At 68.3% G+C, this 9,882-nt stretch carries 11 protein-coding genes; 5 read left to right on the top strand and 6 right to left on the bottom strand.

Annotated elements, in window-relative coordinates:
* Positions 1 to 20: 20 nt before the first annotated feature.
* The 5 genes from DZG09_RS09520 to rpsP form a co-directional block, all read right to left on the bottom strand.
* Positions 21 to 908: a formate/nitrite transporter family protein gene (locus DZG09_RS09520; protein ID WP_119697522.1), complete on the bottom strand. Its 888-nt coding sequence runs from the start codon at positions 906 to 908 to the stop codon at positions 21 to 23.
* Between the two features lie 131 nt (positions 909 to 1,039).
* Positions 1,040 to 1,732 carry a tRNA (guanosine(37)-N1)-methyltransferase TrmD gene (gene trmD, locus DZG09_RS09515; protein ID WP_119697521.1) on the bottom strand — a complete coding sequence of 231 codons (693 nt, stop codon included), beginning with the start codon at positions 1,730 to 1,732 and terminating at the stop codon, positions 1,040 to 1,042.
* Positions 1,733 to 1,805: 73 nt separating this feature from the next.
* Positions 1,806 to 2,399, bottom strand: a complete 594-nt coding sequence (gene rimM / locus DZG09_RS09510) for a ribosome maturation factor RimM (RefSeq protein WP_119697520.1) — start codon at positions 2,397 to 2,399, stop codon at positions 1,806 to 1,808.
* Positions 2,400 to 2,401: 2 nt separating this feature from the next.
* Positions 2,402 to 2,632, bottom strand: a complete 231-nt coding sequence (locus DZG09_RS09505) for a KH domain-containing protein (protein ID WP_119697519.1) — start codon at positions 2,630 to 2,632, stop codon at positions 2,402 to 2,404.
* Positions 2,633 to 2,637: 5 nt separating this feature from the next.
* Complete coding sequence (gene rpsP, locus DZG09_RS09500; protein ID WP_119697518.1) at positions 2,638 to 3,063, bottom strand: 30S ribosomal protein S16; 426 nt, start codon at positions 3,061 to 3,063, stop codon at positions 2,638 to 2,640.
* 337 nt (positions 3,064 to 3,400) lie between these two features.
* Between rpsP and DZG09_RS09495 the strand changes: the two genes are divergently transcribed.
* The 5 genes from DZG09_RS09495 to DZG09_RS09475 are packed head-to-tail and all read left to right on the top strand — an operon-like array spanning position 3,401 to position 8,328.
* A complete protein-coding gene (locus tag DZG09_RS09495; RefSeq protein WP_162893253.1) occupies positions 3,401 to 4,417 on the top strand; it encodes an iron-siderophore ABC transporter substrate-binding protein in 1,017 nt (338 codons plus the stop codon).
* Positions 4,414 to 5,469: a FecCD family ABC transporter permease gene (locus tag DZG09_RS09490; protein WP_119697516.1), complete on the top strand. Its 1,056-nt coding sequence runs from the start codon at positions 4,414 to 4,416 to the stop codon at positions 5,467 to 5,469. Before DZG09_RS09495 ends, DZG09_RS09490 begins: the two co-directional genes overlap by 4 nt.
* Positions 5,469 to 6,536, top strand: a complete 1,068-nt coding sequence (locus tag DZG09_RS09485) for a FecCD family ABC transporter permease (protein ID WP_119697515.1) — start codon at positions 5,469 to 5,471, stop codon at positions 6,534 to 6,536. The genes DZG09_RS09490 and DZG09_RS09485 overlap by 1 nt, the downstream gene beginning before the upstream one ends.
* Complete coding sequence (locus DZG09_RS09480) at positions 6,533 to 7,411, top strand: ABC transporter ATP-binding protein (RefSeq protein ID WP_119697514.1); 879 nt, start codon at positions 6,533 to 6,535, stop codon at positions 7,409 to 7,411. Before DZG09_RS09485 ends, DZG09_RS09480 begins: the two co-directional genes overlap by 4 nt.
* Complete coding sequence (locus DZG09_RS09475) at positions 7,408 to 8,328, top strand: siderophore-interacting protein (RefSeq protein ID WP_119697513.1); 921 nt, start codon at positions 7,408 to 7,410, stop codon at positions 8,326 to 8,328. The genes DZG09_RS09480 and DZG09_RS09475 overlap by 4 nt, the downstream gene beginning before the upstream one ends.
* Before the next feature lie 28 nt (positions 8,329 to 8,356).
* On the opposite strand, the gene glpK is transcribed toward DZG09_RS09475, so the two are convergent.
* The gene (gene glpK, locus DZG09_RS09470; protein ID WP_240423910.1) at positions 8,357 to 9,868 is read right to left on the bottom strand and encodes a glycerol kinase GlpK; all 1,512 of its coding nucleotides are present in this window, start codon (positions 9,866 to 9,868) and stop codon (positions 8,357 to 8,359) included.
* Between the last annotated feature and the right edge of the window lie 14 nt (positions 9,869 to 9,882).

The following is a 9,882-nucleotide window of genomic DNA, read 5'->3' as shown; positions in this document are numbered from 1 at the left end:
GCGGCGCCTTCGTCATCGTGTCAGTCCTCGTCGGCATCCGGGGCGTCTGCGGGCACCTTCGTCGGGTTCGCGGCGAAGCGCTTGCCGTTCGGCCGCACCAGCGCCACGCGCTTCGGTGCTGTGCGCGCGTGGGTGACGTAGATCGTCAGACCGACGAAGGTGAGCCCGCCGACCAGGTTGCCCAGGACGGTGGGGATCTCGTTCCAGATCAGGTAGTCGCCGATAGTGAAATCGGCGCCCAGCAGCAGGCCCACCGGAAACAGGAACATGTTCACGACCGAATGCTCGAAGCCCATGTAGAAGAACAGCATGATCGGCATCCACATCACGAGCACCTTGCCCGTCACGTCCTTGGCCATCATCGCCGCGACGACGCCGGTGGACACCATCCAGTTGCACAGCACGCCGCGCACGAACAGTGTGAGCATGCCGCCTGCACCGTGGTCCGCGTAGCCGACCGTGCGGCCGTGCCCGATCTCGCGGAGCGCTTCGCCCACCGCGCTCGGCTCCGTCGTGAACCCGTAGGTGAAGTAGATCGCCATGCACACGGCGACGGTGAACGCGCCGGCGAAGTTGCCGAGGAAGACGAGTCCCCAGCTGCGCAGCACGCCGGCGAAGTTGATGCCGGGGCGCTTGTCGATCAGCGCCATGGGTGCGAGCGTGAACACACCGGTGAGCAGGTCGAATCCGAGCAGGTACAGCAGGATGAAGCCGACGGGGAACAGCACGGCACCGAGGAGCGGTTCCCCGGTCTGAGTGGCGACCGTCACGGCGAAGGCGGCGCCGAGAGTCAGGATCGCACCGCCCATGTAGCCCCGGATGAGCGTGTCGCGCGTGGACATCAGGACCTTCGATTGGCCGGCCGCGATCATGCTCTGCGCGAGGTCGGCGGGCGGGACGTACGACATGGCGCCTCCGGAGGAAGGGGAATGGGTGGTCGCTCCCACCATGTCTTCCACGGATTACGCGCACAAACGCAGGGCGTTACGACTGCGCGTTCAACCTGTCACGCCGGCCGGAGCGCGACGGTGAGACGACGTCACGCCTCGTCGTCGGGGAGAAGATCGGGGCGGTGCGCCTTCGTCCGCTCGATGCTCCGCTCGCGGCGCCAGGCGTCCACCGCACCGTGGTTGCCGCTCAGCAGCACGGGGGGCACCTCGAGGCCGCGCCACTCGGCCGGCTTCGTGTAGATCGGGTACTCGAGCAGACCGTCCTCCTCGTGCGACTCCTCAACGAGGCTGGCCGGGTTGCCGACCATACCGGGAAGCAGGCGCGTCACGGCCTCGATCATCGCCATCACCGCGACCTCGCCGCCGTTGAGCACGTAGTCGCCGAGACTTACCAGACGCACGCGCCCGCGCGTCGAATAGTGATCGATGACGCGCTGGTCGATGCCCTCGTAGCGACCGCACGCGAACACGAGGTGCTTCTCGTCAGCCAGTTCACGGGCCAGTGGCTGTGTGAATCGCTCTCCCGCGGGTGACGGCACGATCAGGACGGCGTCGTCGGTGAGGGTGTGATCGAGCGCTTCGCCCCACGGTTCGGGCTTCATCACCATGCCTGCACCGCCCCCGTAGGGGGTGTCGTCCACCGTGCGGTGGCGATCGTGCGTCCAGTCGCGCAGATCGTGCACGCCGATGTCGATCAGACCGCGCTCACGCGCCTTCCCGATCAATGAGACATCGAGAACGTCGAAGAACGACGGAAAGATCGTGATGACATCCAGGCGCACCAGACAAGCTTAGGGGCTGCGCATGCACGACGCCTGAGCCGGGCGAACCTGTCGGCGCGGCCGTTCAGCCGGCTCAGTCGGCCGGCCCCTCGGCATCCGGTGTCGCGGGCGCGTCATCGGGGAGCTCCTCGAACAGACCTGCGGGAGGCGTGACGGTGACGCGTCCGGCCGCGAGGTCGACTTCGGGAACGATCGCCGAGACGAAGGGCACCATGACCTCCTCGCCGTCCATTCGTACGATGAGCAGGTCATGCGATGGCAGATGGTCGACGCGGGAGACCTTGCCGACGACGACCCCGTCGCGGACGACGTCGAGCCCGGCGAGCTGGTGGTCGTACCAGGCGTCGTCCTCGGGCTGCGCCTCTGCCTCGGCCTGGTCCTGCTCGATCCACAGGATGGCTCGGACGATGCTCTCGGCCTCGTTGCGGTCTTCGATTCCCTCGAGGAAGACGACCGGGTGGTTGTTCATCCAGCGGAACTCTTGAACGGTGACGGTCTTGCCGTGCCACTTCGAGTCCTGCGGAACCTGCAGGGTGAATGTCGCCCCGGGCACGAAGCGGCCGTCGGGGTCGTCCGTGTACAGCTCGAGCTTGAGTGCCCCCTTGAGCCCGTGCGCCTTCAGGAGGCGACCGACTCGAAGCTGCTGTTTCGCTGCGCGCTCGACCACGATCAGTCGTCGGCGACGTCGACGCGAACGCGCTTGCCGTCGGCGAGGGCGTTCACAAGCGTGCGCAGTGCCTTCGCGGTGCGGCCGCCGCGCCCGATCACTCGCCCACGGTCCTCCTCGGCGACGTGCACTTCCAGCACATCACCGCGGGGTGTGGTCGACGAGATGACGCGCACATCCTCAGGGCGGTCGACGATGCCCTTCACAGTGTGCTCGAGCGCGGCAGCCAACACGACGGTTACTCCGCGGTCTCTTCGGCGGGCGCCTCTGCGGCGTCCTCAGCGGGAGCCGCTGCGGGCTCCTCGGTCTTCTTCTCGGCCTTCGGCTTGATGACCGACTTCTTGTTCGAGTCGACCTCGAAGTCGACCTTCTCGCCCGCAACCCTGACCGTGTTCTTGGCGTCCTTCTCGCCCTTGAAGGTGCCCCAGTCACCGGTCAGCTTGAGGATGGCGCGCACCTGGTCGCTCGGCTGGGCGCCGACGCTGAGCCAGTACTGCGCACGCTCGGAGTCGACCTCGATGAACGAGGGCTCCTGCGTGGGGTGGTACTTGCCGATCTCCTCGATCACACGACCGTCGCGCTTCTTGCGCGAGTCGGCAACGATGATGCGGTAATACGGCGCACGGATCTTGCCCAGACGCTTGAGACGGATCTTGACAGCCACGTTTCTCCTGTGGTTTTCGAAGTGAACGAACCAATCGCCTCGCGCGTGGGGTGATGCACGCCGGCGGAAGCTCTCAGGGTGGTTCGCGGAAAGGATAGAGGGTCGTTCCCGCGTTCCAAACCTCCATTCTGCCAGAGAAAGCGCCCCTCCCGCCAATTGGCGCGCCTCTGTGTTCGCCCAGTATCCGAACTGGTCGCATCCATGGGTTCCGCGAAGTTGCATCTCAGCGTAGATTAGGTAAGCCTGTCCTAGCGTGCTCGCCTCGATCGACGAACGTGATCTCGCCGCGCGCATCTCTTCACCGCCGAAGACTCTCCCCCTCTCGAAAGGTCTTCCCATGCGTTCTCGCCCTCTCCTCGCCGTCTCCTCCCTCGCGGCTTCTGCGCTGCTTCTCGCTTCGTGCGCCTCCGGCGCGGAGGGACCCGAGACCTCGACCGGTGGCAGCGGCATCGAGATCACGCACGCGCTGGGTACGACGGAGGTCCCGGATGGCGTCGAGCGGGTCGCGACCGTCGGCTGGGGCAACCAGGACGTCGCGCTAGCCCTCGGCGTCGCACCCATCGGCGTCGACGACCAGACGTGGTCCATGACGAGCGACGACGGCCTCGGCCTGTACGACTGGTCCCTCGACGGATACGAGGAGCTCGGTGCAGACGACCCCGTCATCTTCGACACGACCGACGGCGTCGACTTCACCGCGATCGCGGATGCGCAGCCCGATCTGATCCTCGCGGCGTACTCCGGCCTGACCCAGGAGGAGTACGACACACTCACCGAGATCGCGCCGACCGTCGCATACCCCGACGTGCCGTGGTACACCCCGTGGCGCGATGTCATCCGGACCGATGCCGAGGCGCTCGGCCAAGCCGAAGAGGGCGAGCAGCTGGTCGAGGATCTGGACCGGCAGATCGCCGACGCGACGAGCGGTGTGACGAGCTTCGAAGGCAAGAAGGCGGCGTTCTTCTACATGTCGCCCGCTGACCTGTCCACCGCGTCGATCTACGCGACGGAGGACTCGCGGACGGCGTTCCTCGGCGATCTGGGCTTCGACTTCCCCGATCTCGCTGCGGAGACCACTGAGAGCGGCAGCTTCTACGCAGACATCTCCGCGGAGAACGCCGATCAGATCGCCGACGTCGACGTGATCGTCGCATACGGCGACGACACGCTCCTCGACACTCTGCAGTCCGACCCGCTGTGGAGCACAGTACCCGCGGTGCAGAACGGCGCGGTCGTCGCCGTCGGAAGCGGTGACGCATTCAGCGGATCTGTGACGCCCACCGCGCTGTCGATCCCCTGGATGCTCGACGACTACGTTTCCCTCCTGGACGACGCCGCGTCGAAGGCCGAGTGACCCAGGCGCCGCCTCGTCCGACCGGTTCCGCCCCCGCGGCGGCACCGGCGACGCGGCGCGCCTTTCTCGTCGCGGTCAGCGTCGCCGCCGTCGCCGCGGCCGCCGCGGCATCACTGGCCTTCGGCTCACGCGCTGTCGAACCCATCGACATCGTCGACGGTCTGACGGCTTGGCTGCACGGAGAGACCGCCGCTGGGATCGGGGCGATCGCGGTGCAGGAGCGCATCCCGCGCACTCTGCTCGCACTGCTCGCCGGAGCCGCGCTGGCGCTGTCGGGCGCCGTGATGCAGGCGATCACGCGCAATCCGATCGCCGACCCCGGCATCCTCGGCGTCAACACGGGTGCCGCGCTGTTCGTGGTGAGCGGGATCGCCTTCTTCGGCGCGACCACGCTGTTCGCCTATCTCGGTCTCGCATTGGTGGGCGGTGCGCTGGCGGCGGTGTTCGTCTACGTCGTCGGGTCGATCGGCGCCGGCGGTGCCACCCCGATCAAGCTGGCGCTCGCGGGCGCGGCGACGACGGCGGCGCTGTCTTCGCTCGTCAGCGCCGTGCTGCTGCCCAGCACCGCCGCGATGAACGAGTTCCGGTTCTGGCAGGTCGGCGGGGTCGGCGGCGCCGATTGGGCGGCGCTCGGCGCCGTCACTCCCCTGCTCGCGGTCGCGGCGACGGCCGTGCTGGTGTTCGCTCCGGGGCTCAACGCGCTCGCACTGGGCGACGATGTCGCCGTCGGCCTCGGCGTGCGCATCGGGCGCACCAGGGCGATCGCCGCCACCGCGGGCGTGGCCCTGTGCGCCGGCGTCACAGCCGTGTGCGGGCCGATCGCGTTCGTCGGGCTGATGGTGCCCCACGTGGTCCGTCTCATCGTCGGTCCGGACCAGCGGTGGATCCTGCCGCTGTCCGCCCCGCTCGGCGCCGTGCTCCTCACCGTCGCCGACACCGCGGGGCGCGTGCTCGGCTCGCCGGGGGAGGTCGAGGCCGGCATTCTCACGGCCGTCATCGGCGCGCCCGTGCTCGTCATCATCGCCCGCCGCACCCGGATGCGGGCACTGTGATGACCGCCGGCACCGACATCCGGATCGCGCCGACAGGGGCGACGCCCCTCGATGCGCTTCGCGTCGGGCGGCGCGTCCGCTCGCGGCGACGACGGATCGGCGTCTCCGTGCTCGCAGCGCTGCTCGTCGCACTTCTGATCGCCACGGTGCTCTTCGGCGAGACGTTCTACCCGCTCAGCGACATCATCGCCGTGATCGCCGGGCACGATGTGCCGGGCGCGTCGTTCACGGTCGGGCGCCAGCGGATTCCCCGTGCCCTGACGGGCATCCTGGCAGGCATCGCGTTCGGCATCGCCGGCACCACGTTCCAGACGCTGCTGCGCAATCCCCTCGCCAGCCCGGACGTGATCGGCATCACGTCCGGTGCGAGCGTCGCCGCTGTGCTGTCGCTGGTCGTGCTGCACCTGGCCGCGCCGCTCACCCTGACGCTGTCGCTGCTGATGGGCGTCGCCACGGCGGCCGCGATCTACCTCGCAGCACGCGGCGGTGAGTCGACGGGCGGACGCCTCATCCTGATCGGCATCGGAATCGGCGCCATGCTGGATGCCGTGGTGTCGTATCTGATCCAGCGCGCGGCGGAGTGGGATGTGGCGGTCGCCATGCGCTGGCTGACCGGCAGTCTCAACGGCTCCCGGATGGAGGACATCCCGGCGCTGGCCATCGCCGTCGCCGCGCTGATGCCGCTGGTGCTCTTCCTCTCGCGGGATCTGCGCGCTCTCGAGATGGGCGACGCATCCGCGACCGCCCTGGGCGTGCGCGTCGACCGAACGCGCCTGCTGCTCATCCTCTCGGCCGTGGCGCTGGCGTGCTTCGCGACGGCCACAACAGGGCCGATCGCGTTCGTCGCCTTCCTCGCGGGGCCGATCGCCGCACGCATCGTCGGCGCGGGTTCGTCCCTGGTCGTGCCGGCCGCACTCGTGGGTTCGTGCCTGGTGCTGGCGGCCGATCTGATCGGACAGTTCGCCTTCAGCACGAAGTTCCCCGTCGGCGTGATCACGGGCATTCTCGGCGCGCCCTACCTGCTCTTCCTTCTCATCCGCACCAGCAGGCTCGGAGGCTCATCGTGACCGAACATCGTTCCCTCACCGCCGAGGACCTGCGTGCCGGGTACGGGCAGGTCACCATCGTCGACGGCGTCGACCTCGAACTGCCTCCCGGGGGAATCAGCGTCATCGTCGGGGCCAACGCCTGCGGCAAGTCCACCCTGCTGCGTACGCTCTCACGGCTGCTGCCCGCGCAGTCGGGTTCTGTGCTGCTCGACGGCGAGAGCATCGTCCGGATGCCCACGAAGCATCTCGCGCGCGCACTCGGACTGCTCCCCCAGCAGCCGATTGCGCCAGAGGGCATCGCCGTCGCCGATCTCGTCGGGCGCGGCCGCCATCCGCACCAGAAGCTGTTCCGCTCGTGGTCCGCAGCGGATGAGAGCGCCGTCACCGAAGCGCTCGAGATCACCGGCACCGCTGACCTCGCCAACCGTCCTGTGGACGAGCTGTCGGGCGGCCAGCGTCAGCGGGTGTGGATCGCGATGGCGCTCGCCCAGGGCACGGACGTGCTCCTTCTCGACGAGCCGACGACGTTCCTCGACCTCGCGCACCAGATCGAGGTGCTCGATCTGCTCACCGATCTGAACCGCACGCGCGGCACCACGATCGCGATGGTGCTGCACGACGTCAACCTCGCCGCCCGCTACGCCGACCATCTGTTCGCGATGTGCGACGGGCGACTGGTCGCCAGCGGCGCCCCGAGCGAGGTCGTCACAGCCGAGCTGATCGACGAAGTCTTCGGCCTCACCGCCGAGGTCATCGCCGACCCTGTGTCCGGCACCCCGCTGGTCGTACCGCGCGGCCGCCATCATTCTCTGTCCGACGGCGACGCCGACAGCGTCTCGCCCGACCCCGCTCGCTCCGAGAGCACCGACCGCACGGCAGGAGCCGCCACATGACCATCACCGCTGCCGACACCCGTCCGATGAGGATCTTCCGCGCGGAGGTCTCGCGCATCACTGACATCACACCGAGCTTCCGCCGATTCACGTTCACCGGCGCCGACCTCGATGAGTACGGCAACCCCGGTTTCGACCAGCGCATCAAGGTGGTCTTCCCGCGCCCCGGCGTGCCCATCGACGCCATGCCGACCGGCGAAGACTGGTACGCCCAGTGGCGCGAGCAGCACCCGGATGAGCGGCATCCGTTCCGGACGTACACCACCAGAGCCGTGCGCAACGATGTCCGGGAGGTCGACATCGACATGGTTGTGCACGACGTCTCCGGCCCCGCCTCCGCTTGGATACGGGACGCGCTCGTCGGCGACGAGGTGCTGATCGCGGCGCCGACGATCCATCACGGCGGTGCCAACATGGGGCTCGATTTCGTTCCACCCGCGCAGACCGAGCAGCTGCTCCTGGTGGGCGACGAGACAGCCGCTCCCGCGATCGCCGTGATCCTCGAGCAGCTGCCGCAGTCAGCGCGAGGCGTCGTGGTGCTCGAGGTTCCCGAGGCCGCCGACCGCGCGTACCTTCCCGCTCACCCCGGGTTCCGTGTGCACGTCGGTTCCCGCGATGAGGGCGAGCGCCACGAGCACCTCGTCCGCGCGGTCACGGAGCACGCGGAGGCGCTGTGCCCGAACGGACGCGGCGCCGAGGTCGAGGAGGTCGACATCGAGGCGGGCCTGCTGTGGGAGGTGCCGCGCTCCGCCAAGGGAGGCGCAGCGCTGAAGAGCGCGCCCCTCTACGCGTGGATCGCGGGCGAGTCGAGCGTCATCAAGCAGCTGCGCAGGCACCTGGTGCGCGATGTCGGCGTCGACCGCCGCGCCGTGGCGTTCATGGGCTACTGGCGCCTCGGCCGCGCCGAGGGCGAGTAGCCCGGGCGCACGACCCGGGGTTGCGTGCTCAGGCCCAGTCGAGGGTGCGCTCTACCGCTCTGCGCCAGGTGTCGAGGCGCTGCTCGCGCTCCGCCTCGGGCATCTGCGGCTCCCAGCGGGCGTCCTCCTGCCACAGCTCGCGCAGCTCGTCCAAGTCCTTCCAGAAGCCGACGGCGAGCCCTGCAGCGAACGCGGCGCCCAGCGAGGTCGTCTCCGACACGACCGGCCGCACCACCGGCACACCGAGGACGTCGGCCTGGAACTGCATCAGCAGCTCGTTGTGCACCATGCCGCCGTCGACGCGCAGCTCGGTCAGCGCTGCCGAGCTGTCGGCGTTCATCGCGTCTATCACCTCACGCGACTGGAACGCCACCGCCTCGAGCGCCGCGCGCGCGAAGTGCGCCTTCGTCGCGAATCGCGTCAGCCCTACGATCACTCCTCGCGCATCGGAGCGCCAATGCGGTGCGAAGAGGCCCGAGAACGCCGGGACGATGTGCACGTCACCGTTGTCATCGACCGAGCGGGCGAGCTGCTCGACCTCCGATGTGGACGAGATGATGCCGAGATTGTCGCGCAGCCATTGGATCAGCGACCCCGTCACAGCGATCGAACCCTCGAGCGCGTACGACGCCGGGCCTTCGCCGAGCCGATACGCAACGGTCGTGATCAGCCCGTGCTCCGACAAGACGATGTCCTCGCCCGTGTTGAACAGCACGAAGTTACCCGTGCCGTACGAGTTCTTCGATTCTCCCCGCGAGAACGCTGCCTGTCCAAAGGACGCCGCCTGCTGATCACCGAGGATGCCGGCGATCGGCGTCTCCCGCAGCAGGCTGTGCGGGTTCGCATGCGCATACACCTCGGATGACGACCGGATCTCGGGAAGGATCGCCCTGGGGATGCGGAAGACCTCGAGCATCTCGTCCGACCAGTCGAGCGTAATGAGATCCATCAGCAGAGTGCGGCTCGCGTTGGTCACGTCGGTGACGTGCACGCCGTCGCCGTCGAGTCCGCCTGAGAGGTTCCAGACCAGCCAAGTGTCGATCGTGCCGAACATCAGCCCGCCCGCCTCGGCCCTCTCACGCGCTCCGTCGACGTTGTCGAGGATCCACGCCAGCTTCGATCCCGAGAAGTATGCGTTCAGCGGCAGGCCGGTGATGCCGGCGAAGCGGTGCACTCCCCCGTCGGATGAGAGCTCGTCGATCGCCGCCTGCGTGCGCGTGTCCTGCCACACGATGGCGTTGTGAATCGGCTCGCCGGTCTCGCGATCCCACACGACGACGGTCTCGCGCTGGTTCGTTATGCCGATCCCCGCCACGTCGTGCCGAGTGATCTCGGCCTTCGACAGCGCCTGCCCGATGACCTCCCGCGTGTTCCGCCAGATCTCCATCGCATCGTGCTCGACCCATCCGGGCCTGGGGAAGATCTGCTCGTGCTCGAGCTGGCCAGTCGCCACGATTCTGGCGCTGTGATCGAACACGATCGCACGCGTCGATGTCGTGCCCTGATCGATCGACACGAGGTACTTCGGCTGGTCCGGCACGGGAACTCCTTCGT

The organism is Microbacterium halotolerans, assembly GCF_003569805.1.
In the GTDB taxonomy this organism is placed as follows: Bacteria; Actinomycetota; Actinomycetes; order Actinomycetales; family Microbacteriaceae; genus Microbacterium; species Microbacterium halotolerans.
This window is presented reverse-complemented; position numbering and strand designations above follow the sequence as displayed.

Bases quoted from the DNA above. Each gene is read 5' to 3' on its own strand.
- DZG09_RS09520 (WP_119697522.1), bottom strand. From the start codon at position 908: ATGTCGTACGTCCCGCCCGCCGACCTCGCGCAGAGCATGATCGCGGCC.
- DZG09_RS09495 (WP_162893253.1), top strand. From the start codon at position 3,401: ATGCGTTCTCGCCCTCTCCTCGCCGTCTCCTCCCTCGCGGCTTCTGCG.
- DZG09_RS09485 (WP_119697515.1), top strand. From the start codon at position 5,469: ATGACCGCCGGCACCGACATCCGGATCGCGCCGACAGGGGCGACGCCC.
- DZG09_RS09475 (WP_119697513.1), top strand. From the start codon at position 7,408: ATGACCATCACCGCTGCCGACACCCGTCCGATGAGGATCTTCCGCGCG.